We start from the raw sequence: 23325 nt of genomic DNA, 5'->3' as shown, positions 1-23325 counted from the left end.
GTCGGGCGATGTGCGGTTACGTCGTCTCACCGGCGTCGGCGAGGAGCGTGCTGCCCGTCATGAAGGCCGAGAGGTCGCTGGCGCAGAACAGCACCACGCGGGCGATGTCGTCCGGCACGCCGAGCCGGCCGAGGGGGCCCGGCCGCATCACGGACTGGATCGCCTCGGAGTCCAGGGGCACCCTGGCAGCGGCGGCCGCCGCCGTGTTCCCCTCGGTCGGTACGAACGTCGGCGCGACGCCCAGCACGCGGATGCCGAACGGCGCGAACTCCAGGGCGAGTTGCCGCGTGAGACCGCGTGCCGCGCGCTTGGAGCCGACGTAGGCGGCGAGGCCGGGGGCCGTCCCGCGGAACCCGGCCGTGGAGACGACGTTGACGATGACGCCCCCGCGCTCGGCCTCGCTCATCCGGCGCGCGGCCTCCCGGGAGCCGAGGAAGACCCCGCGGGTGTTGACCGCGAACACCTCGTCGAAGGCCTTGTCGGACATCTCCAGGGCGGAAACGCTGGGGAAGACCCCGGCGTTGTTCACCCAGATGTCGATCCCGCCGAGCTCCCGGACCGCGAGGTCGGCAGCAGCCACGACGCTGTCAGGGTCGGTGACGTCCAGGTGGGCGGCCAGGGCACGGCCCTGCCCCCGGGAGTTGAGCCCCCCCCCCCCCCCCCGGCCACAATGCCGGCGAGTTCATCCTGGACGTCCGCGACGACTACGTCCGCTCCCGCTTCGGCCAACCGCTCGGCGACGGCCCGGCCCAGCCCCCGGCCCGCGCCGGTCACGACGGCGCGCCGCCCGGACAGCGAGACGAGTTCGGCCAGGGACTTCGACGAGACATCGGGTACGCAAACCTGCACGGTGTGTCCTCCGTGTGAGCATGGTCAGATCCGGCCGCGGCGTGCGGTCTCGCCCAGCCACGCGAGAGAGGGCTTGGGGCGACGCTCGAACGTCTCGCGGTCGACCTCGACCAGGCCGAACGTCGGCGCCCAGTGGCCCCACTCGTAGTTGTCGAGCAGGCTCCAGTGCAGATAGCCGCGTACGTCCACCCCGTCGGCGATCGCCTTGCCGAGGTGCTCCAGGGCCTCGCCGGTGTAGGCGATACGGCGGGTGTCGTCGCCGGTGGCGATGCCGTTCTCGGTGACCAGGATCGGCAGGCCTCCGGTGATCTCGGCGGTGTGGCGCACCGCGATGCCCAGGGCGTCGGGCCGGTAGGCGGTCCCCACGAGCGTGTTGTCCGGGTGCGGCGGGTAGGGCTCGATACCGTCCTGGCCGACCCACTGGCTGGAGTACGACTGCACGCCCACGAAGTCGTCGCCGCGCGCTCCGTCCAGGTAGAGGTCCTCCCAGGTGCGCTCCAGTTCCCGCTTCTTCTCCTCCGCGCCGGGACGGGCCACGAAGGCGCGGTTGGCGACCGTCCAGCCGACCTTGGCACCGGTGCGCTCGCGCAGCACCGTCCGCGCGGCGTGGTGCACCTCGACAAGCCGCTCGCCGATGGCCGCGTCGGGGGCCGGGAGCGGCGGGCGAGAGCCCTCATTGTCGAGGGTGGGGCTCTGCCACTCCCCTTCGGCCTGCGGGGTCTGCAGGGCCCGCGCCATGCCGACCATGATGGCCAGCATGTTCGGTTCGTTCATGGTCACGACCCATTCGACGCCGTCGAGGATCGGCGCGACCGTCTCGACGTAGGTCCGGAAACGGTCGACCGCGCGTTCACCGATCCAGCTGCCCTCCTGGGCGAACCAGAGAGGGCTGGTGAAGTGGTGCAGGGTCACGACCGGGGTCAGGCCGAGCTCGAAGGCCGTTTCGATCATGCGCCGGTAGTGGGCGAGTTCGGCGCGGGAGATAAGCCCGGGCACGGGCTCGACGCGGGCCCATTCGACGCCGAAGCGGTAGGCGCCCAGCCCGGCGTCCGCGAGCAACCGCATGTCCTCGCGGTAGCGGTGGTAGCTGTCGCAGGCGTCGCCGCTGCGCTCCATGCCGGGGATGCGTCCCTCGTTCGCCCAGAAGTCGCTGCCCAGGTTGTTGCCTTCGATCTGGTGCGGTGCCGTAGATGCGCCCCAGAGGAATCCGGGAGCGAGTTCGGTCATCGTCGACTGCCTTCCTGAGTGCCGAGGGTGACGGTCCCAGCAGGGCTCGGGCCGCCGGGGTGTTTCCGCGTGCCCCCGCGGGTGGCCGGGAGTGCGGGCGCTGGACGGGGGACGGGAAGTGGCTGCACCCGAAGCACCAACTCTTACCATGTGGTTGGTTTTCGCTGGAACGTAAACCGCGATGGCGAGGGAGGGAAGCCCGGACGGCGGTTTCGTGACCTGAGCGTTACCCGCGCGGACAGGTTTCTGCCCCTTCGTCAGGGCGCACAGACCGGGTCAGGGAGGAGGCGGGTACCGCAGATGGGAGCCGTGGCCCAGCGGGCCGCGGTGTTGGGCGACATCGTGCGCATGAAAGTAGGCACGGGTTGACTGCTCCCCGGCCGTGGCCGGGATCGTTCATGGCCGCGTGATCTCCGTGGACGCCCGACCGGACGCCCGCGCCGTTCAGCCGGCGTCTGCGGTGTCGCCCCGGTCGAACAGCAGCCGTACGAAGTCGGTGACCGGCCCCACGATGTCGAGGCCCTGATCGAGGACCCACTGCAACTGGAGCCCATTGAGCACAGCCTGGAAGAGGACCGCAGCGCTCTCGGGGCTGACGCCCTCGCGGAGCCTGTCGCGGGTCGACTCGTCGGGAAATCCGTCGACGAACTGTGCGCGGCTGCGTTCGTAGCGCTCGACGAAGTAGGTGTGCGCGGGATGATCGGGTCGTGAGGCGGCCGCCGCGAGCTCGATCCACAGCCGCATCAGCTCGGGGGCCTTCTGGTGGTGGCGGATGAGCCCAGCGAGGTAGGGCCCGAACTGGTCGGGGCTTTCGACCTCGTCCAGACCCTGCCGCCACTCCTCGGAGTCGCGGTCGGCGAGCACCTCGGCGAGGAGTTCGTCCTTGTTGCGGAAGTGGTGCAGCAGCCCGGCGTGGGTGATGCCGGCCCGTTCGGCGATGTCGCGCAGGGATGCCTTGGCGTAACCGTGCTCGGCGAAGCTGTCGCGGGCAGCCCGTACGATCTCCGTCCTGCGGGCCGCTGTTTTGGCATACGGTCCACGTGCCTTTGCCTGATCCACGGTGCGCTTACCCTCCTCGACGAAGCGAACCAAAGATCTACCACTGATCGGAATTCGCACGCCGCGCACCCTCAGGTTCCGCGACGGCGCTCTCGTAGCGTTGAAGAAACTGTTCCACGAACGCTTGGGCTTCCGTCATGCCCGTCGCCTTCTCCATCATGATGATCCGGCCGAGGGCGTTGGTGAGCATGAGCGACACGGCCGGGGACACCTCGGGCCGCAGCTCGACGCCCGTCTCCGCGAGGCGACGCGTGAGCGCCTCCAGCTGCACTTCGCGGTAGCGTTCGGCACGAGCTGCGTTCGGCCCAGTCGCGCCAGTTGCTGCCCGACCGCGCCGAACGAGGTGGCGATGGCCGACTCGAAGGGGGTGGCGCCGACCGTGAGGTCGGCAGCCGACAGGCCGGGCTCCCAGGTGGGGCTCAGCAAGAGGCGGCAACCGGCTGGGTCCGGCCGCCTTGGTCGCCGTAGCGTCCCGGCCGACCGCCCGCGTACACGGCGAGCGCGACGAGCCCGGTCAGAGCGATCAGTGCGCACACGGCGCCCCAGCCCAGTGCGGCGTAGGCGCGGGTACCGAGCCACGACCCGGCGCTGCCGCCGAGGAATGCGCAGGTCATGTAGCCGGTGTTGAGACGGCTGCTGGCCTCGGGCCGGAGGGCGAAGATGCGGGCCTGGTTGGCGACCTGTCCGCACTGGACCGCCACGTCGAGCAGCAGAAGCCCGATGGCCAGTCCCACGGCCCCCGGCGCCCCGCCCAACAGGCCCGCGGTGAGCACGGCCGCGGCCGCGAGGGCGGCCAGGATGCACCACAGGTTCACCCGGTCGGCGCCGAGCCGGTCGACCCAGCGCCCGGCCGCGGGCGCGCAGAACACGCTGCCCGCGCCGATCAGGGCCAGTAGGCCCACGGCCTGGGTGCCCATGTCGTACCGGGGGCCGGTGATCAACAGGGCCAGTGCCGTCCAGGCCGCGCTGAATCCGCTGAAGAGGGTGACCTGGAAGAACACGGAACGCCGCAGCTGCCGCTCGTCGCGAAGCAGTCGCAGGGTGTCGGCCAGCAGCGTCGGGTAGCGATCCTGCACGGCCGGGGCGGTACCGGGCAGGGCAAGACCGAGGACCACAGCGAGCAGGACGGTCAGAGCGGCCGCGATCAGGTACGGCATGCGCCAGCCCAGGTGCTCGCCCAGGACGCCACCGAAGGTGCGGGCCAGCAGAATGCCTCCGATCAGTCCGGCTTGCAGGGTGCCGATCACACTGCCGCGACGGTCCGGCTCGACCAGCCCGGCGGCCATGGGCAGCAGGAGCTGCGGGACCACGGTCGCCACGCCCACCACACTGCCGGCCGCGAGCAGCAGACCGGACGCCGGGGCGAGACCGGCGGCCAGGAGCGCGAGACCGGTCACGGCCAGCAGCCCGATGATCAGCGGACGGCGCGGCAGGCGGTCGCCGAGCGGGACCAGCAGGAAGAGCCCAGCCGCATAACCGAGCTGTGTCACCGTCGCCACGACCGTCGCCGTGGCCGGAGCGATGTCGAACCCGCCGCCGATGAGCGGGGTGAGGGCCTGCGGGAAGTAGACGTTCGCGACGCTGACGCCGCAGGCCAGCGCCATGAGAAGCGGCAGCCTGCGACCTATGCCCGTCGACGCGGGGGCGAGCGGAGGATCGTTTCGGGACATCACCCATCTCCAACCGAACGAACTGGATGGTTCACATGTAAGCTGGCACGACCACCTTCCCTTCGTCAAACGAACCGGTTCGTTACGATGGGATGCATGGCGTACGACTCCACGGCGACCAAGGCACGCATCCTCGCGGCGGCGACAGCGGAGTTCGCCGCGCACGGTGTCTCCGGTGCGCGGGTGGACCGCATCGCCACCGAGGCCAAGGCCAACAAGCGGGCCATCTACGACTACTTCGGCGACAAGAACAAGCTCTTCGCCGTCGTCTTGGAACGCGCCCTGGCCGAACTCGCCGACGCCGTACCACCCAGCGACGACCTCCCCGCCTACGCCGAGCGTCTCTTCGACTATCACCGCGCCCGCCCCGAGGCCCTGCGGCTGGTCATGTGGGAGGCCCTCGAGATCGGCGACCAGCCGGTCCCGGCGGAGGAGGCCCGGACCGCCCACTATCAGGACAAGATCGACGCCGCGGTGTCGGGCGGCCGGGGTGGCGACGCCCGCGCTCGCGTGTTCTTCACCCTCGCCCTGGCCGGCTGGAGCATCGCCATGCCGCAGCTGCGGCGGATGGTTCTCGGCCCCGGCCACAGCCTCGACGACCTCCGAACGGATGTCGTCCAAGCGGTACAGGTCTTGTCGGCAACGGCCGAGAGCCAGGCGTAGCGCCCTGCCGGGCGGGACGACCTGTCACAGGGCATGGCGGCCGTCCACCTGACCCCATTGGTCAGGCTGGCAGCAGCTCCGCAAAATCGCGCACAGGTCGCGATCCATCCCAATCGACTGATGCCCGCCAGGCGGATGTGAAGATCGCTCGTGTGGTCTCGCTGTCCTGGACGAGCTCGATCATTCCCGGGGCGCCTTCACCGCCGTCAAGGAAGAAGACGCTGCCCCCTGGGGCCAGATCGTGGAAATGCACCGACGCTCCCGTCGCCGTACGGCGTTCGACCTCTTCCTTGAGGTTCGGCACGGCCTTGGCGACGTGATGGAAGCCGTAGCCATGGCGTTCGTAGGCGTCCTTGTAGATGGAAGGCTCGTCGTCGAGGGTCTGGACGACCTCGACCATCATGTGCCCGGAGAAGGCGAGGGCTATGGAGAACTCTGCCTTCCCCGGCTGACCACGGTAGGTGGAGCCCTCACCGCCGAGCCTCTCGTTCACGAACCATGGGCCGACGCCGAGTTCGTCGATCCACCAGCGCATCCCGGCGCTGAGATCGGGGACCGCGTACGCGACCTGAATGATGGCGCCCGTCGGCTGGCCGAAGGGAAACTCCATGGTGACTGTCCTCACTCGGGTCCTGTGGCGCGACTGGTGGTCGACAGTGGTCGACGCCGCTATACCGCCGGGCGGATGAAGCCGGTGAGGCCGCCGTCCACCGGCAGGGCCGCACCTGTGACGTAGCTGGCTTCGGATGAGGACAGGAAGAGCACGGCGTCGGCGAGCTCATCCGGTTCTCCTTCTCGGAGCATCGGAGTGCTGAGCCTGATCCGCTCCCGGAAGGCGTCCGCTTCTCCGGGCGGCACGCCCGGCGTGTGTGCGGAGATGTCGGTGTTCATGCCAGCCGGAATGACGATGTTGACCCGGATTCCCTCGCCGATGACCTCGGCGGCGAGAATGCGTGTCAGGTGCTCGAGTGCGGCCTTGCTGGTTCCGTAAGCGGCTGTCCCCGCACTGGCCCTTCGACCGGCGGCCGAGCCGCAGAAGACGACGGCCCCGCCGGGTGCGAGCAGAGGTCTGAGACCCTGCATGAGGAAGAACGAGCCCTTGACGTTGGTGTCGAACACCATGTCCCACGTGGCTTCGTCCATGTCGTCGAGACGCTTGATGCCCGCCTGCCCCGCGTTGAGGAAGGCAGCATCAAGGTTGTCGACGCGTTCCGCGACCTCGGTGACCGCGGCCTTGATACCGGCCGACGAGGAGAGGTCGGCTTCAACGGTGATCGTGCCGTCGCCGATCAGTCCGCTCGCGGTCTTCAGCCGGTCCGAGTCCCGCGCGAGGATGACCACGCGAGCGCCCTCGCGCGCGAATGCCCGTGCGGCGGCCAGGCCCAGTCCTCGGCTGCCGCCTGTGACCAGGCACGTCTTCCCGAGGAAGCGCTGACGCCGGTCCGCGACGGCCTGGTCGCGACCTCCCGCGTCAGTCGTGTCGTTCATGGTGCTCCTCATGGTCGTTCCGGAGTGGTGGCTCATGCGTCGACCTCGACGCCGCCGAAGGGAGCTCCGCCGTTCAGGACGCGCTCCTCCGGCGGAACGGGCGCGAGGCTCACCCGCACATCGATGCAGGTCGGCCGACGGGCGGCGAGGGCGGCCTCGATCGCCGGACGAAGCTGGTCCAGCTCCGTGACGTCGACGCCGTCCGCGCCGAGCGCTCGTGCCACACTGCTGTAGGAGCCGTTCTCCAGGCGGTTGTTGGTGACGCGGTCTTGTCCGAAGATGAACTGCTGGGTGTGCAGGGTGGCGCCCCAGGCTCGGTTGTTGAGGACGATCGCGATGACCGGCAGCCCCGCGCGGACGAGGGAGTCGAATTCGGCGAGGCTGTAGCCGACGGCGCCGTCGCCGGTGACGAGGATCGTCGCCTTGTCGGGGGCCGCGTACTGCGCTCCCAGAGCCACGCCGAAGTTGCTGCCCATCGAACTGAGGTAGCCATGTCCGAGGTAGTGGGCCACAGGCGCGAGCGCGATCGTCTCGGAGAGCCACAGCTCGGTCAGAGCGCCGTCGACCACCACGGTGGCCTGGTCGGGGACGCTCTCGGCGATCCGGCGGACCGCGAGGTACGGGTGGATGCCGCCCTCGTGGTTCTCGGTTTCGGCGGCCAGCGCGGACCGCCGGGCGGACGAGACGTCTCGCAGGGTCCCCAACCAGTCGTCGCGCCCTGAGGGGGTGGGGCTGTCGCCCAGGCGCTCGTTCAGCAGGCCGATCGTGCCGACCGGGTCGGCCTGGATGCCGAGCTCGACGTCCTGGAGACGGCCGAGCTCACGGCCGTCGGGGTCGATCTGGAAGATCCGCGAGCTCTTCGGGAGCAGCCGGCCCGTGCCGAACTGGGTGGCCAGTCCGAAGCGCAGCCCTAGCATCAGGACCAGGTCGGGCCGCTCGTCCTCGGGGACGGTGGCCAGGGTCTGGAGGAGACCGACGTGCTGTTCGGAGCCGACGATCGCCCCGAGGCCCTCCCAGTCGGAGAAGAGGGGCACCCCGGCACGGGCGGCGAACTCGTGCAACTGCGCGCGTGCCTCAGCGGTGACGAAAGACTTGCCGACCAGCGCGATCGGCCGACGGGCGGCGCCGAGTGCCTCGATGATCCGGTCGACGCCACCGGCGGGGGCGATGCCGGTGCCGTCGATCTCGAGGCGGTAGTCCTCGACCTCGTCGACGTGGACCGACTGGCGCAGGACGTCCCAGGGAATGTCCAGGAGCACCGGGCCCTTGGGCTCCGACTGCGCGGTGCGGATCGCCTGAGCGACCAGGCGGGGGATCAGCTCGGCACGGGTGACGCGATGCGCGAACTTGGTCACCGGGGTGGCCATGGCGACCTGGTCGAAGCCGGCCTGCTGGTCGTTGATCTGGTCCGTCTCGAGAGGACCGGAGCCCGCGATGTAGAGGACGGGAGTGCGGTCCAGATGGGCGTTGGCGACCGAGGTCAGGACATTGGTGAAGCCGCCACCGGCTGTGACGACGGCGACCCCCAGGTCACCGGTGACCCGTGCGTAGCCCTCGGCCGCGTGGCCGGCGTTCATCTCGTGCCGCACGTCGACGATCCGCATCTTGGCATCCACGGCATCCTGGAAAATGCCGTCGACGTGTGCTCCGTTCAGGCCGAAGGCCACGTTGACTCCGGCACGCTGCAGTGTGCGCACGACGAGCCCACTACCGGTTGCGGTTGCCATTCGACGGTCCGCCTCTCTGGACGTACTCAAGGTTTCGACAAAAGTCGCTGGGACAGGGCCACATCTCGGCCGCCCGTACGGGAGTCTCGAGTGTGGCCTGCGTGAAGACAACGGCTGTGTTCGTTGGATGGTCAATGCCTTGTTCGGCGTCGAAAGCTCGGGATCTCGTCGAGCGGACTGTTCGCGGAAGCGATGTCAGGCTCCGGCATCCTGCACATGGTCCTGAAGTGATCGGTGTGCCGCCGTCGAGTCGCGCTCCGCCGGGAGGGCGCACGCATCGCCTCCCGGCAGCAGATGGGCCGCGTATGGAGTCGGTTCACGTCGAGGCTGAGACAGCGGCCTCGGGGTCGTACTCGTAGATCCAGCCGTTCGCCTTCAGCGGGTCGGCCTGCGAGTACGCCAGGTCGCGTGCCTGCTGCTCAGGGCCGTCGGGAAGGTGATTGATGTGAGACCTTCCACGCGACACCTCCTGGAGGCGTGCCGTGCGGGGACGCCGTAGCTCTTCATAGCGCCTCAGCGCCGCGGTCGGGTTGCCCGGGTCCGCTGCGAGGCAGAGGGCCAGGACAGCGCCGTCCTCGATGGCCTGGGCAGCGCCTTGGGCAAAGAACGGGAACATCGGGTGGGCCGCGTCACCGAGTAGGGTCGCGTTCCCACGGTTCCAGTGGTCGAGGGGCTCGCGGTCCAGCAATGCCCAGCGCCCCGGCGTGTCGGCCGCCCTGATCAGCTCCACCAGACGCGGATCCCAGCCGGCGAACTCGTCGAGTAGTTCATCGACCGTCGCGGTGGCCGTCCACGACTCGACACTATTGGCCCCGGCAGGTGCGAAGGCGACGAGGTTGACGTACTCCTCGCCGGAGACCGGGTAGTGCACAAGGTGGTGGTCGGGGCCGATCCAGAGGGTCTGGGCACGCCGCTTGGCGAAGTCGGGTGCTCTCTCCGCCGGTACGAGACCTCGGAAGGCACAGATGCCTGACTCCCTGGTCTGCGTCGGCCCGACGATGGCGCTGCGCACGCATGAGTGGACCCCGTCGGCGCCGATGAGGATGTCCGGGCGAACCGTCTCTCCGTCCTCGAACCGAAGAACCGCCTGGTCGCCTTCGAATTCGACCGAAACGCAGCGCTTGCCGAGGTGGATCGAGTGCTCGGGGACAGCCGACCTCAAGGCGTTCAGCAAGTGGGCGCGGTGGACGGTGTAGGTGTGCTCGCCGTACAGGCGTATGCACCCCTCCCCCAGGTTCTCCGCGGAGAGGACGGCGCCGTTCTCCCAGCGCCGGAACTCCCAACCGGTCTCCATCTGGACCGCCCGCTCGATGAACCGATCCAGCACGCCGAGACGTCGCAGAAGGCGGGCCGCGTTGGGCGCGATCACCAAGCCGGCGCCCACCTCGGTCAGGGCCGTCGCCTGCTCGTAGAGGTCACATCCGAAGCCCTTGTCGCGCAGGAAGGCCGAGGCAGCGAGGCCCCCGATGCCACCACCGAGGATCGCGATCCTGGGGGCGCCTTCTGTAGTCATCATGCTCTTTCACTCCCGTGAGCCTTGAGCGAGGTGGTAACCGGCTGCACGCAAGAGTTCGGCAAACTGTGCATTGTTAGAACAACACCATCCATTCAATGAACATTGAAGATAGGGTGGCAGGGACCACGAACAAAGGAGGAGGGCCGATGCCTCGCGCGAACGAACCAGGGCGCTCAGTCAGCTCTCGGCTGTGGGATCTGCTGTTTGCCTTCGACCCCGACCACACCGAGCTGAGCCTCGCGGACCTGGTCCGGCGCACCGGCATGCCGCACGCCACCGCCAGGCGCCTCACACTCGAACTCGTGGAGGTCGGCGCGCTGGAACGCACCACCGACAACCGTTTCGCGATCGGCTTGCCGCTGTGGCGCCTCGGGACCCTCGCACCGCGCGCCGAGACGCTCCGCAGCGCCGCGCAGCCGTTCGTGGAGGACCTGTACACGGCTCTTCACCAGCATGTGCAACTGGCCGTCCTCCAAGGCGACCAGGCCGTGATCATCGAGCGAGTGTCGGCGGTCAATGCCGTTGGCCTGACATCGCAGGTCGGCGGTCATCTCCCCCTGCACTGCTCAGGCGTCGGCAAGGTGCTTCTGAGCCACAGCAGCCCAGCCTTCATCGACGAGGTGCTGTCGGGAAGGCTGCGGCGCTTCACTCCCAAGACGATCGTGGACCCGACCGCCCTGCGTCGCGAACTGGCGTCCTGTCGCTCGACCGGAACGGTGGTGGTCAAGGAGGAGCTGAGCGAAGGCGCCGAGTCGGTCGCGACGCGCATCGTCGATGGCCGCGGCCAAGTCGTCGCGGCTCTGTCTGTTGTGGTGGCTGCGGGCTCGATCAAACTGCAAGCGGCCGTTCCCTCGCTGGTCGCGAGCGGACTGGGATTGTCCAGGAGTCTCGGCTGGCGGCCGGGCGTTCCCCTTCGCACCTCGTAAGCCCTTCGCGCGGCGAGGAAACCACCGCGTCATGCCGGCGGTTGCCGCCGGGAGAGCTGCATGTGGCCGAGGCGCCATCCCTCGTCGGTCGAGAACCACACCCGTGTGGCCACGGCCTGAACCAGGAACGGCGCCAGATCGGGCGAGCGCCGGATGCGCATTTTCTGAAAACACGTCACGATGGCCCGCTCCCCTCGTTCTCGGCACATCACCTCGCTGGTCTCAGCCTCGACGGTGGGTCCCATGGACGCGTTGTAACTGAGGAAGCGCTCGGGTCCATGGACATTCCCGACCGGGCCATGAACGATCACACAGTTGGGAAGCATGAGCTCACGCTGCTCCTCGTCGCCCTTGGTGATCGCGACGAGCCACGCCGCCTCCGCCTGAGCGACCGTATCCGGCATGCGGACGTTGTTCACACTGCTTGATCCTGAGTGTGCGCTGGCCATCGTTCGACTCCTGTCCGAATGCGTCGGGTAATCGTTGTGCGTCATACGCCGTGGCTGCCGGAAGCCGCCCATTGAGAGCGCAGCGCCCCAGACCCGCCACGCCATGCCCCGCGCGCGGGTGGCAGTAGCGGGCGTGCCGACCACCACCATGGCGAGACCCGTCGGTAAGATGGCCGCAGGCCCGACACCATTGAGGGGTTGCGCGCACGGCGAGAACCATCGCCGCCAGAGTGCCTGAGCTCAGAGTGCGTCTTCCGCCCTCTCCCTTTGCCTCACTGGGTGGATCAACCTGAACCATGGATGACTTCTTGCGCGCGCAGCGACAAGGTAGAGCGTCGCGCCGCCACGGCCAATGGGCGTGTCCATTGGACGAACAGGCCACGTGCTGATCGGCAGCCTCGATGCAGAGGTGTCTGGGGGGCCGCGAGGATCAGCCGGACGACCAGCAGGGTGGGGCCATGTCCACATGCGAGCTTCCCTGGCGTGCCCCAAGTGACCAGGGCACGAAACCGCCCGCGGGCAGTTCTACGAACGTGTGGTGCTGGTGCGCGCTGACGCCCGTAGCCGGGATGTCCATCAGCCGGGCCTGTGGGTGCCGGAAACTGCGTCACCCGAGGTGACCTGTGGGTTCGGATCTACCCGAGCGCGGGAGGCTAGCGGGTGCTGTGCGGCACCATGCTGAGTCGTGGCGATACGTCTGATCTATCAACTCATGTGTCAGCTCTTCGGATGGCTTGCGCTGCTTGCCCGGTCGAGTGCGGCGAAGGACGTCGAGATCTTGACGCTCCGGCACCAGCTCGCTGTCGCGCAACGCAGCCAGCCACGGCCTCGGTTTTCCTGGAGCGATCGGGCTGTCATGGCAGCGCTGCTCCGGATGGTGAACAAGAAGCAGCGTGCACGGCTGGCGTTGCTGGTCACACCGCGGTCGGTCCTACGCTGGCACGCACGCCTCGTCGCCCGGAAGTGGACCTTGAAGGGTGTCAATATTCCGATCAGGCTGCTGAGCTGGGCGTTCTCTGTCGATGGTGAGTCAATCGGAGTGGCGTGGTGTGGTACTCGCTGAGCAGTCCACCGAGTACCTGGCGGCGCCTGATTGTGCCAGCAGGTAGGGGGATGATGTTCGGGTCGTCGTCTGGGGCTCGTAGATCCAGGCTGCGGTGGGGCCGTCCCGCGTTGTAATGCTCGGCATACCTGGTGAGGACGGTGCGCAGATGTCGTTCGCCGGTGATGAGGAGACGGTCGGTGCACTCGGTGCGGGCGGTGCGTATCCATCGTTCGGCGAACGCGTTGGACCGGGGACTCTGCGGCGGAGTGGGGATGACGGCTGTGCCGTTGCCGGCGAAGACGGCGTCGAAGGCGGCGGTGAACTTGCTGTCCCGGTCACGGATGAGGAACCGGAAGCGCCCGGCCCTGTCTCCGAGGTCCATGAGCAGATTGCGGGCGAGTTGGGTGACCCATGCGCCGGTAGGGCGTGCGCTGACGCCCAGGACATGGACACGCCGAGTGGCAATCTCCATGACGAAGAAGACATAGAGACGCTTGAGGAAGACCGTCTCCACGTGCATGAAATCGCAGGCGAGCAGCGTGTGGGCCTGTGAGCGCAGGAACGAGCGCCAGGTCTGCTGCGAGGCGCGCTGCGGTGCGGGCGGTAGGCCGGAGCGGCGCAGGACGCGCCGGATCGTGGCGGCGGCGACCCGATGCCCGAGCCGTCGGAGCACGCCTTGGATTCTGACGTACCCCCAGGTCGGGTTCTCTCGCGCCAAGCGCTGGATGAGCGCGACCGTCTCTCCCGGCAACGGTGGCCGACCGGGGCCGACCGCCGTCTGGCGTCACTTCCAGCGCACCAAACGCCGGTGCCAGGCCAGCAGCGTGCCCGGGGTGACCAACCGATGGCGGCGCGAGGCGGATGGCAGGTGCCGCGCGAGAGCGGAGAGCACGGCGCGATCAGCCCACGAAAACCGCGGCCGCTCGACCTGCCGGCGAAGCACAGCGACTTCATGACGAAGCACGAGGATCTCAGCATTGTTCGCGGCGGTCGACCGGCCCAGCAAGAGTAGGCAGCCCAGTAGTCGAGAGAAGATCAGGTAGAGCAGTCGCAGACCCACAATCATGATTGTGCCCACACGCAGACGACCGCAAAGCCGCAGGTCAACCACCGTACGGCAATAAAGACACCCTTCAGGCAAAGACGCCGAGATCCTGGCGCTACGCCATCAACTGGCCGTGCTGCAGCGACAGACCGACAAACCAAAGCTCACCTGGCCAGACCGTGCGCTGCTGGCCGCCCTTCTGCACCGCCTCCTGAAGGGTGTCAATATTCCGATCAGGCGACTGAGCTGGGCGTCTCCTGCGGGCGATGAGGCAACCGGGGTGACATGGCGCGGTACTCGTTGAGCAGCCCGCCAAGTACCCGGCGGCGCCTGACCGCGACAGCGGGAAGAGGAATGACGTTCGGGTCGTTGTCAGGGGCACGTAGGCCGAGGCTGCGGTGGGCCCGCCCCGCGTTGTAGTGCTCGGCATACTGGTCGAGGACCGTACGCAAATGCCGTTCACCGGTGATCAGGATGCGGTCGGTGCACTCGGTACGGGCTGTGCGTATCCATCGTTCGGCGAATGCGTTGGACCGTGGGCTTTGCGGCGGAGTCGGGATGACGGCTGTGCCGTTGCCGGCAAAGACGGCGTCGAAGGCGGCGGTGAACTTGCTGTCCCGGTCACGGATGAGGAACCGGAAACACCCAGCCCTGCCGCCGAGATCCATGAGCAGATTGCGGGCGAGTTGAGTGACCCATGCGCCGGTAGGGCGGGCGGTGACACCCAGGACGTGAACGCGCCGGGTGGCGATCTCCATGGCGAAGAAGACATAGAGGCGCTTGAGGAAGACGGTCTCCACGTGCATGACGTCGCGGGCGAGCAGCGTGTGGGCCTGGGTGCGGAGGAACGAGCGCCAGGTCTGCTGGGAGGCGCGCTGCGGTGCGGGCGGTAGACCGGAGCGGCGCAGGACGCGCCGGATCGTGGCGGCGGCGACCCGATGCCCGAGCCGACGCAGTTCACCTTGAATCCTGACGTACCCCCAGGTCGGGTTCTCTCGCGCCAAGCGCTGGATGAGCGCGACCGTCTCTTCCGGCAACGGTGGCCGACCGGGGGCGACCGTCGTCTGGCGCCACTTCCAGCGCACCAGACGCCGGTGCCAGGTCAGCAGCGTGCCCGGGGTGACGCGAAGGCGGCGCAAGGCGGATGGCAGGTGCCGTGCGAGAGCGGAGAGCACGGCACGATCAGCCCACGAAACCGCGGCCGCTCCACCTGCCGACGAAGCACAGCGACCTAATGACGAAGCACGAGGATCTCAGCATTGTTCGCGGCGGCCGATCGGCCCAGCAAAAGCAAGCAACCCCGTAGTCGACAGAAGATCAGGTAGAGCAGTCGCAGACCCACAATCATTGATCATGCCCACACGCAGACGACCGCAAAGCCCCAGGTCAACCACCGTACGGCAATAAAGACACCCTTCAGGTCTGTGCTCCCCCCTGTCGCATGGGGAGCACGGTGCCGTGCTCCCACCCCGAAAGAGGGTCGGGAGCCGACAAGGGGTTCTTATGCCTCTCGATGCAGAGAGCATCCGGATCGATGGGGTGATCTCAGGGGCCTACGGTTGACGACGGCACGCAGGGGCCCGGTACGGCGCCGTAGGTCTACCGGATCGGGTGACGGACGAATCGGACACCGTTGACACGTCCGCGAGTTGGGAGCACGAGGGCTCCCAGAGGGCTCCCCACCGCTCCCTGCCCAGACACGACAAAGGCCGTCTCCGCTACCCGCGGAAACGGCCTCCGACCTGCGAAAACGCTGGTCGGGACGACAGGATTTGAACCTGCGACCCCTTGACCCCCAGTCAAGTGCGCTACCAAACTGCGCCACGTCCCGGTGCTTGTCCGGCTCGGGGTTTCCCCCTGGCCGGGCGCGCATGAAGAACAATACCGCACTTCAGGGGGTGCTCGCTTCCACCCCGGGTGGGGGTGCTGGGGCGACCTCGGGTTACGGGGTGTTCGCGGAGGGTGGCGGGGTGTCGCCGAGGAGGTAGCGGGCGCCGGGGCCGTGGGTGGAGGCGGTGTCGGAGGGGTTGTAGAGGGCGCATTTGCGCAGGGAGAGGCAGCCGCAGCCGATGCAGCCGGTGAGCTTGCGCTTCAGGCGCTCCAGGTCGGCGATGCGCTGGTCGATGCGGTGGGTCCAGGTACGGGCGACGGCGTTCCACTGGGTGGCGGTGGGGGCGCGGTCGGCGGGGAGTCGGGCGAGGGCCTCGGCGGCCTCGTCGAGGGTGAGGCCGACGTGCTGGGCGGCCCGGATGAAGGCGACGCGGCGGAGGGTGGCGCGGGTGTAGCGGCGCTGGCGGCCGGCGGTGCGTTCGGAGTGGATCAGGCCGAGTTCCTCGTAGTAGCGCAGGGCCGAGGTGGCGAGGCCGCTGCGGGCGGCCAGCTCGCCGATGGTGAGGCGGTCGGAGGACGAGTTCATGGACGGCGATGCTAGCGCTTGACTTCAAGTGGACTTGAAGTTGCAGGCTCTGCTCATGACCTCGACCTACACCGACCTTCCTCGGTTGATGAGCCTGATGACCGGCGACGAGAAGCACGGGCCCGCCGCGACCTCCACGCTCGACGCGCTCTGGGTGCTGTACGACCGGGTGCTGCGGGTCTCGCCGGAGACCGTGGACGATCCCGGCCGGGACCGGTTTCTGCTGTCCAAGGGGCACGGGCCGATGGCGTACTACGCCGTGCTCGCGGCCAAGGGGTTCTTCGCCGACGCGCTGCTGCCGGGGTTCGGTTCGTACGACTCGCCGCTCGGCCACCATCCGGACCGGGTGCTGGTGCCGGGGGCCGAGATCAGCAGTGGTTCGCTCGGGCACGGCCTGCCGCTGGGGGTGGGGACGGCGCTGGGGCTGCGCGCGCGGGGGCGCGACGGGGCCGGCGGGCCCGCGGTGTGGGTGCTGATCGGCGACGCCGAGCTGGACGAGGGGAGCAATCACGAGGCGATCGCGTACGCGGGCGCCGCGGGGCTGGAGCGGCTGCACACGCTCGTCGTGGACAACGCCTCCGCCACCTATGGCTGGCCCGGCGGCATCGCCTCCCGGTTCGAGGCCGCGGGCTGGTCCGCGGCGACGGTCGACGGGCGGGACCACGACGCGCTGTACGAGGCCTTCACCGCACCGCATCCGGGGCGGCCGCGCGCGGTCGTCGCGCGGGTCGAGGCCAAGGGGTGGTGAGGTCCCGCGCCGAGTTCCGCAGTCGCCCGTCCAGTTCCGCGTCCAGTTCTGCATCGAAGTTTTCGACCTTTAAGGGGAATCCCTCGTGGACACCATGCGTGAGCGCTTCGCCTCCACCGTCTCCCGGCTCCTCGACGACGACCCCCGGCTGGCCGTCGTCCTGGCGGAGATCGGCAAGGACGGCTTCGCCGACGCCCAGCTCGCCCACCCCGACCGGGTGATCAACGTCGGCATCCGGGAGCAGCTGCTCGTCGGTGTCGGCGGCGGACTGGCGCTGACCGGGATGCGACCGGTCCTGCACACCTTCGCCAGCTTTCTGGTCGAGCGGCCGTTCGAGCAGCTGAAGCTGGACTTCGGGCATCAGGGGGTGGGCGGGGTGCTGGTGAGCGCGGCCGGTTCGTACGACTGGCCCGCGGGCGGTCTCACCCATATGGCGCCCGGTGACGTCGCCCTGATGGACACGCTCGACGGCTGGACGGTGCACGTGCCCGGCCACCCCGACGAGGCCGAGGCGCTGCTGCGGGACGCGGCCGGGGCCGGGGACGACTCGGTGTACGTACGGCTGTCGGCGCACACCAACGCGGCGCCGCGCGCCATCGCCCCGGGGCGGTTCCTGACCGTGCGGAAGGGGCGCGGCGGGGTGGTGGTCGCGGTCGGGCCGATGCTCGACGGCGTGCTCGCGGCCGTCGAGGGGCTGGACGTGACCGTGTTGTACGCCACGACCGTGCGCCCCTTCGACGGGCGCGCGCTGCGGGCCGCCGCCGGTGCGAGTGCCGTGGGCGGCGGTGCGGCCGCGGCGGACGTCGTGCTCGTCGAGCCGTATCTCGCGGGGACCTCGACGGCGGCCGCGAACGACGCCCTCGCCGACGTGCCGCACCGGGTGCTCGGGCTCGGCATCGCCCGGCGCGAGCTGCGGCGCTACGGGACGATCGAGGAGCATCTGGCGGGGCAGGGGCTTGACGCGGTCTCGCTGCGTGAGCGCATCGGCGGTTTTCTGCGGCTCACGTGACGGCGGCGTGACGGCGCGAGACGGCGGCGTGACGGCGCGAGACGGCGCGAGACGGCGGCGAGACGGCGGCGGCTCAGAGGTGCTGGTCCAGCCAGCCCAGGAGGTCCCGCTGGACCTCCTCGCGGTTGGTCTCGTTGAGGATCTCGTGCCGGGCGCCCTGGTATCCCTTCCAGCTCAGGTCCCGGGTGCCGCCGTAGCGGAAGTCCTCCAGGAGTTCGTAGACCAGGGTCATCCGCTGGTTGCAGGGGTCCTCGGTGCCCACCGCCAGGTGGACCGGGAGCGCGGCCGGGATCCGGGCCTGGTTGCGCGGGTCGTTGATCTTGCGGACGGCGCGCAGCCAGTCCAGCGAGAGGCCGGCGCTGAAGGGGAAGCCGCAGTGCTCGTCGGCGGCGTAGGCGGCGACTTCGGCCCGGTCCCGGGAGAGCCATTCGAAGCCCGTCCCGAACTCGTACGGGTCGTTGAACGAGGCGAAGAGGGTGGGGGTGAAGGTGGACAGGGCGGTACGGCCGCGGTCCGCGATCTCCCGTTCGATGTCCGCCATCGCGTCCTCGATCTCGGCTCCCGGCAGCGAGCGGAAGGTGCCGGAGAGGATCAGCCCGGCCAGCTCCCCGCCGTACTCCTGGGCGCAGTCGCGGGCCAGCATGGAGCCCATGCTGTGGCCGAGCAGGACCAGCGGCAGCCCGGGGTGGTCGGCGCGGGCCCGGTCGCCGATGGCGCGCAGGTCGGCGACGATGGCCCGCCAGCCGTCGTCCTCGTCACCGGAGGCGCCCACGACCCCGAGGCCGCCGGTGGACTCGGCGGTCGCCCCGTGGCCGCGGTGGTCCGAGGCGACGACCACGTAGCCGTGCCCGGCCAGGAAGCGGGCGAACCGGTCGTAGCGCCGGGCGTGTTCGGCGGCGCCGTGGGCGACCTGGACGATCGCTCGCGCGGTGCTCGACTCCGGCTGCCAGGTGTACGTCGCGACGCGCACGCCGTCCGGGGCGGTCAGATGGCCGGTGCGGTGGGTGATGCCGCCAGCTGGCATGCGTATCTCGTCTCCTGGGCCGGTGGGTGAGGGCGGAATCCCACTCTCCCCTCGCCGGGCCGCCAAGCCAAGGCCCGTGGAGAGGCGTTGACGCCGTGCCGACAAGGTGCTGACGGGGTGTTGACCGGGAGCACGTGCGGTGTGTAACGATCAAGCGCTTTCCGTACCACCCGCAACTCCTGAACCGTGCAATTCCCTGTACCAGGAGGATCGTTGGCTACATACGAAGCATCGGACGCGCCGTCGGACAGTCCCTCCGCCCTCTCCCGGCGCCGCCTTCTCCAGGCGGCCGCCGCGGGCGCCGCCGTCGCCGCCGGGACCGCGCTGCCGGCCGAGGCGGTGGCCCGGGCCGCGGCCCGGGCGGAGGCGCGGCGGATCTCGCTCTCCTTCACGGCGGCCACCAACGGCGCCGCGTCCCTCTCCCCCTCGGGCGACCGGCTGATCGCCGAGGTCCAGAACGTGCTGTGGTCCGTCCCCCGCGAGGGTGGCGATGCCGTCGCGCTCACCCCGCCCGATCTGGAGCCCACCCGTCCGGTCCACTCCCCCGACGGGAAGCTGCTGGCCGTGTGCGCGTACCGGGGCGGCGGCTTCCACATCTGGACGCTGCGGCCCGACGGCTCCGACGTGCGGCAGCGCACGGACGGGCCGTGGGACGACCGCGGTCCGGCCTGGTCGCCGGACGGCACCCGGATCGCCTTCGCCTCCGAGCGCGGCGGCGACCCGGTGGCGGGCAGCCCGTACCGGGTGTGGGTGCTGGACGTGGCCAGCGGCGAGCTGACCCGGCTGACCGGGCTGCCCGGCCAGGAGGGGCCGCTCCAGGGCGGCGCCTGGGAGGACTTCGACCCCACCTGGTCCCCGGACGGCGAGCGCGTGCTGTTCGTCCGCGGCGTGCCCGCCGGGACCGTCCTGGACGCCCGTACGGTGGCCTCCGTACGGGCGGACGGCACCGGGCCGGTGACCGTCGAGCACACCGACGCGACCACGGGCGCCCAGGTGATGACGCCGTCCGTGTCGGCGGGCGGCACGCTCGCCTATCTGCGCACCACCGTCGCGCCGAACGCGTCCTGCACGCTGGTCGTCGACGGCGCGGCGGTCGCGGTCGAGGGCGATGTGCAGCCGGTGCCGCCGCGGTGGGTCTCGCGCGAAGAGCTGCTGCTGACGGTGAACGGGCGGTTCCGGCTGGTGCGCCCCGAGGCACCGGCCAAGGGCGAGGTGATCCCGTTCGCCGCCACCCTGCCGGTCGACCGGCCCCGGTACCCCGTCAAGCGGTACGACTTCGAGGGCGGCGGGGCGCGTCCGGTGCGCGGGCTGCATCTGCCCGCGCTGTCGCCCGACGGCCGCCAGGTGGCGTTCGCCGCCCTCAACTCCCTGTGGGTGGCGGACGTCTCGGGCGGCCGCGCCCCGCGCCGGGTCGTACGGGCGGACGCCACCCGGTATCTGCTCGCCCCCTCCTGGACGCGCGACGGGCGCGCCCTGGTGTACGCCGACGACCGCGACGGGCTGCTCGCGGTGCGCCGCCGGGACCTCGCCTCCGGCGCGGAGACGGTGCTCGCCTCGGGCGGCCGGGTGCACCCCGCGCTCTCCCCCGACGGCAAGCGGCTCGCCAGTATCGACATGTCGGGAAACCTCGTGCTGCGGGACCTGGCCGCCGGTACGGACAAGGTGCTGGCCGCGCCGCTCGGGGCGGGCGGGCTGCCCGGGCGGCCGACCTGGTCGCCGGACGGCCGGTATGTCGCCCTGTGCGACCGCAACAGGCTGAACCAGAGATTCCGCGAGGGCTACAACCTCATCCGGGTCGTCGACACCGGCAGCGGCACCGCGAAGCTGCACGCCGTCGCGCCGCACACCTCGCTGACCGACCGCTATGACTCCGGCCCCGTCTGGTCCCCGGACGGCCGCCACATGGCCGTCGTCGCCGAGTCCGTCCTGTGGCTGCTGCCGGTCCGGCCGGACGGCAGCCCGGACGGCGAAGCGCGGCGGCTGACCGACGAGGCGGCCGACCACCCGTCCTGGTCCGGGGATTCGGGCAGCATCCTGTATCTGTCGGCGGGCAAGCTGCGGCTGCTGGACGTCGCGAGCGGCGACGTCCGTACGGTGCGCGTCGCGCTCGACCACCGGCGGCCGCGCCCGGCCGACACCGTGGTGCACGCCGGGAGGTTCTGGGCCGGTACGGGCGGCGGAGGCACGGTCCGCGAGGACGTCGACATCGTGGTGCGCGGCGGCCGGATCGCCGCCGTCGAGGCGCACCGCGGCGGGCGGCCCGCGAAGCGCCGTATCGACGCCTCGGCCCGGACCGTCGTCCCCGGGCTGTGGGACGCCCACACCCACCCCTGGCAGTACACCTACGGCGGCCGCCAGACCTCGCTGCAGCTCGCGTACGGCATCACCACCGCCGTCTCGTTCGGCGGCTTCGCCTACGAGCAGGCGCGGCTGCGGGAGGCCGTCGCGTCGGGCGCGCTGGCCGGGCCGCGGCTGCTGGCCACCGGGGAGCTGCTGGACGGGTCACGGGTGGCGTACAGCATGGCCCGGGCGCACCGCACCCGGGAGGGGCTGCGACGCTCGCTGGACCGCGCCGCGGCGCTCGACTGGGACTTCGTCAAGACGTACGTCCGCGCGCCCGGCTGGATCATGGAGGAGGCCGCCCGCTTCGCGCACGACAAGCTCGGGGTGCGCTCCGGCAGCCATCTGTGCACGCCCGGCATACAGCTCGGGCAGGACCTGACGACCCATCTCCAGGCCACCCAGCGAATGGAGTTCGGGCATGCGACGACGGCGACCGGACGCGCCGAGCAGGATGTGACGGAGATCTACACGGCCTCCGACTTCCGGCTGATCGGCACGCCGTTCGCCGCCCAGCCGCTGGTCGGCGCCGATCCCTCACTGGCCGAGGACGAGCGGGTCACCCGGCTGATGCCGCCGTGGGACACCGCCCTGGTGCGGCAGCTCGCCGGAGCGCCGCCGACCGACGCCCAGCTGGCCACCCTGCGCACCGAGATCGACATATACCGGCGGGTCCTCGCCGGTGGCGGTGTGTTCGCCCTGGGGACGGACCAGCCGCTGACGCCGGTGGGGCTCAACCTGCACATGGGGCTGCGGGCGCTGCACCGGTTCGGGATGTCGCCCGCGGAGGCGCTGCGCACGGTGACCGTCCTCCCGGCGCGGGTGTTCGGCACCGACCGGGATCTGGGCACCCTGGAGGTCGGCAAGCTGGCGGACCTGACGGTCGTGGACGGTGACCCGTTCACCGACTTCGACTCGCTGGTACGGACGGTCTCGGTGCTGCGGGGCGGGGTGCCGTTCGAGCAGCGGCAGCTCGTCGAGGCGTTCCCGGCGCCCGCCGGTGCGATGGCGCACGGGCGGTCGGCGGACCACTGGCTGGAGGTGGGGCGGCAGTTGCGGCGCGACGGGTGCTGCGAGCTGCACATCTGACGCCGATCCGGACGGCCGCGGCCGTCGCTCACACGGTGGGAGCCGGGCCCGGCCTGGTCAGGCCGAGCAGGTCACGGGCCGGGCCGGTGGGGTGGGGGCCGGAGCGCCAGACGGCGCGCAGATCGCGGCGCAGCGGGATGTCCGGGACGGCGATCTCGACCAGACGGCGGGCGGCCAGCTCCTCGCCGACGGCCAGACGGCTGAGCACCGCGGGACCCGCGCCGCTCACCGCCGCCGCCTTGACGGCGGTCGTGGAGGCCAGCTCCAGCAGCGGCGCGGCCAGGCCGCCGTGGGCGGCGAGGGCGGCGTCCAGGACCTGCCGGGTGCCGGAGCCGCGCTCCCGGAGGATGAACGGGGTGGCGGCCAGCTCCGCGGCGGTCGGCGGGGTGCGGCGCCTGGCCCAGGGGTGGCCGGGGGCGGTGACCACGACGAGGCGGTCGTGGCCGATGACCGCGCCGTCCAGCCCGCCCGGGGTGTCCAGTCCCTCGACGAAACCGATGTCCGCCTCGCCGTCCAGCAGCCGCCCGGCGACGGCCGCCGTGTTCCCGGCGAGGAGCGAGACGGCGGTGTCCGGGTACAGGCCGCGCAGGGCGATCAGCCAGCCGGGCAGCAGATACTCGGCGATCGTCATGCTGGCGGCGACCCGCAGCCGGGAGTCGCGGCGGTCGCGCAGCGCGTGGACGCCCGCGTCGAACGCCTCGGCGGCCTCCACCACGCGCCGCGCCCAGTCCGTGACGAGCGCCCCGGGTCCGGTGAGCCGGGAGCCGCGCGGCGAGCGGTCCACGAGCGCGACACCGAGCCGCCGTTCCATCGCCCGGATGCGGCTGCTCGCGGCGGGCTGGGTGATGCCCAGCTCCCGGGCGGCGCGGCCGAGGCTGCCGAGCCGGGCGACGGCGATCAGCAGCTCCAGCGCGCCGAGGTCGGGGACGCGGTGGGCGAGCGGGGCGGGGGGCGTCAGCCCGTCACCGCCGGGGGCGGGGCTCTTCCGGCTCTGCCCGCTCGTCAGGCCGTCGCTCATCAAACCGTCGCCCGTAA

The 23325-nt window shown here is 70.5% G+C and carries 20 protein-coding genes, 1 tRNA gene and 1 pseudogene; 5 read left to right on the top strand and 17 right to left on the bottom strand.

Annotation, left to right across the window (positions count from 1 at the left end; genetic code table 11):
- Window positions 1-16: 16 nt before the first annotated feature.
- The 6 genes from ASC60_RS21660 to ASC60_RS21640 form a co-directional block, all read right to left on the bottom strand.
- Window positions 17-580 carry an SDR family NAD(P)-dependent oxidoreductase gene (locus tag ASC60_RS21660; RefSeq protein WP_267892811.1) on the bottom strand — a complete coding sequence of 188 codons (564 nt, stop codon included), beginning with the start codon at window positions 578-580 and terminating at the stop codon, window positions 17-19.
- Window positions 526-774, bottom strand: a complete 249-nt coding sequence (locus tag ASC60_RS43765; protein WP_267892813.1) for a hypothetical protein — start codon at window positions 772-774, stop codon at window positions 526-528. The genes ASC60_RS21660 and ASC60_RS43765 overlap by 55 nt, the downstream gene beginning before the upstream one ends.
- Before the next feature lie 99 nt (window positions 775-873).
- Window positions 874-2076 carry a family 1 glycosylhydrolase gene (locus ASC60_RS21655; RefSeq protein ID WP_055553464.1) on the bottom strand — a complete coding sequence of 401 codons (1203 nt, stop codon included), beginning with the start codon at window positions 2074-2076 and terminating at the stop codon, window positions 874-876.
- A gap of 444 nt (window positions 2077-2520) precedes the next feature.
- Window positions 2521-3135 carry a TetR/AcrR family transcriptional regulator gene (locus ASC60_RS21650; RefSeq protein ID WP_055553462.1) on the bottom strand — a complete coding sequence of 205 codons (615 nt, stop codon included), beginning with the start codon at window positions 3133-3135 and terminating at the stop codon, window positions 2521-2523.
- Window positions 3136-3172: 37 nt separating this feature from the next.
- Window positions 3173-3406: a hypothetical protein gene (locus ASC60_RS21645; RefSeq protein ID WP_199831010.1), complete on the bottom strand. Its 234-nt coding sequence runs from the start codon at window positions 3404-3406 to the stop codon at window positions 3173-3175.
- A 148-nt stretch (window positions 3407-3554) separates the two neighbouring features.
- Window positions 3555-4805 carry an MFS transporter gene (locus ASC60_RS21640; RefSeq protein WP_055553460.1) on the bottom strand — a complete coding sequence of 417 codons (1251 nt, stop codon included), beginning with the start codon at window positions 4803-4805 and terminating at the stop codon, window positions 3555-3557.
- 96 nt (window positions 4806-4901) lie between these two features.
- Here ASC60_RS21640 and ASC60_RS21635 point away from each other — a divergent pair, with 96 nt between their 5' ends.
- A complete protein-coding gene (locus ASC60_RS21635) occupies window positions 4902-5468 on the top strand; it encodes a TetR family transcriptional regulator (RefSeq protein ID WP_055553458.1) in 567 nt (188 codons plus the stop codon).
- A gap of 61 nt (window positions 5469-5529) precedes the next feature.
- Here the strand turns inward: ASC60_RS21635 and ASC60_RS21630 are convergent, their stop codons facing one another.
- The 4 genes from ASC60_RS21630 to ASC60_RS21615 all read right to left on the bottom strand — a co-directional run bounded on the left by ASC60_RS21630 (window position 5530) and on the right by ASC60_RS21615 (window position 10199).
- Complete coding sequence (locus ASC60_RS21630; protein WP_055553456.1) at window positions 5530-6078, bottom strand: VOC family protein; 549 nt, start codon at window positions 6076-6078, stop codon at window positions 5530-5532.
- A gap of 59 nt (window positions 6079-6137) precedes the next feature.
- The gene (locus ASC60_RS21625) at window positions 6138-6992 is read right to left on the bottom strand and encodes an SDR family NAD(P)-dependent oxidoreductase (protein ID WP_234357059.1); all 855 of its coding nucleotides are present in this window, start codon (window positions 6990-6992) and stop codon (window positions 6138-6140) included.
- Complete coding sequence (locus ASC60_RS21620) at window positions 6989-8683, bottom strand: thiamine pyrophosphate-binding protein (RefSeq protein WP_079038528.1); 1695 nt, start codon at window positions 8681-8683, stop codon at window positions 6989-6991. Before ASC60_RS21620 ends, ASC60_RS21625 begins: the two co-directional genes overlap by 4 nt.
- Window positions 8684-8999: 316 nt before the next feature.
- Entirely contained in the window at window positions 9000-10199 is a 1200-nt protein-coding gene (locus tag ASC60_RS21615) for an FAD-dependent monooxygenase (protein ID WP_055553450.1), read from the bottom strand.
- A 146-nt stretch (window positions 10200-10345) separates the two neighbouring features.
- Here ASC60_RS21615 and ASC60_RS21610 point away from each other — a divergent pair, with 146 nt between their 5' ends.
- A complete protein-coding gene (locus ASC60_RS21610; protein WP_055553447.1) occupies window positions 10346-11125 on the top strand; it encodes an IclR family transcriptional regulator in 780 nt (259 codons plus the stop codon).
- Between the two features lie 29 nt (window positions 11126-11154).
- On the opposite strand, the gene ASC60_RS21605 is transcribed toward ASC60_RS21610, so the two are convergent.
- From ASC60_RS21605 to soxR, 5 genes and pseudogenes are all read right to left on the bottom strand, one after another.
- Entirely contained in the window at window positions 11155-11544 is a 390-nt protein-coding gene (locus tag ASC60_RS21605; protein WP_234357058.1) for a nuclear transport factor 2 family protein, read from the bottom strand.
- A 1022-nt stretch (window positions 11545-12566) separates the two neighbouring features.
- Window positions 12567-13679: pseudogene (locus tag ASC60_RS21600) on the bottom strand (integrase core domain-containing protein).
- Window positions 13680-13897: 218 nt separating this feature from the next.
- A complete protein-coding gene (locus ASC60_RS21595; RefSeq protein WP_234357055.1) occupies window positions 13898-14701 on the bottom strand; it encodes an integrase core domain-containing protein in 804 nt (267 codons plus the stop codon).
- Between the two features lie 717 nt (window positions 14702-15418).
- Window positions 15419-15495, bottom strand: a tRNA-Pro gene (locus tag ASC60_RS21590).
- 111 nt (window positions 15496-15606) lie between these two features.
- Window positions 15607-16080, bottom strand: a complete 474-nt coding sequence (gene soxR / locus ASC60_RS21585) for a redox-sensitive transcriptional activator SoxR (protein WP_055553442.1) — start codon at window positions 16078-16080, stop codon at window positions 15607-15609.
- A 55-nt stretch (window positions 16081-16135) separates the two neighbouring features.
- Between soxR and ASC60_RS21580 the strand changes: the two genes are divergently transcribed.
- Window positions 16136-16828 (top strand): transketolase, encoded by a 693-nt coding sequence (locus tag ASC60_RS21580; RefSeq protein WP_055553588.1) that lies wholly within the window; start codon window positions 16136-16138, stop codon window positions 16826-16828.
- Between the two features lie 85 nt (window positions 16829-16913).
- The gene (locus ASC60_RS21575; protein WP_055553440.1) at window positions 16914-17837 is read left to right on the top strand and encodes a transketolase family protein; all 924 of its coding nucleotides are present in this window, start codon (window positions 16914-16916) and stop codon (window positions 17835-17837) included.
- A gap of 73 nt (window positions 17838-17910) precedes the next feature.
- Here the strand turns inward: ASC60_RS21575 and ASC60_RS21570 are convergent, their stop codons facing one another.
- A complete protein-coding gene (locus ASC60_RS21570; RefSeq protein ID WP_055553437.1) occupies window positions 17911-18861 on the bottom strand; it encodes an alpha/beta fold hydrolase in 951 nt (316 codons plus the stop codon).
- A 213-nt stretch (window positions 18862-19074) separates the two neighbouring features.
- Between ASC60_RS21570 and ASC60_RS21565 the strand changes: the two genes are divergently transcribed.
- Window positions 19075-22290, top strand: a complete 3216-nt coding sequence (locus ASC60_RS21565; protein WP_055553435.1) for an amidohydrolase family protein — start codon at window positions 19075-19077, stop codon at window positions 22288-22290.
- 28 nt (window positions 22291-22318) lie between these two features.
- On the opposite strand, the gene ASC60_RS21560 is transcribed toward ASC60_RS21565, so the two are convergent.
- A complete protein-coding gene (locus tag ASC60_RS21560; RefSeq protein WP_079038527.1) occupies window positions 22319-23308 on the bottom strand; it encodes a LysR family transcriptional regulator in 990 nt (329 codons plus the stop codon).
- Between the last annotated feature and the right edge of the window lie 17 nt (window positions 23309-23325).

The organism is Streptomyces sp. NBRC 110028 (genome assembly GCF_001417735.1).
Classification (GTDB): Bacteria; Actinomycetota; Actinomycetes; order Streptomycetales; family Streptomycetaceae; genus Streptomyces.
Note: the sequence above shows the minus strand (reverse complement) of the source record. Positions and strands in the feature narration are given on the sequence as shown.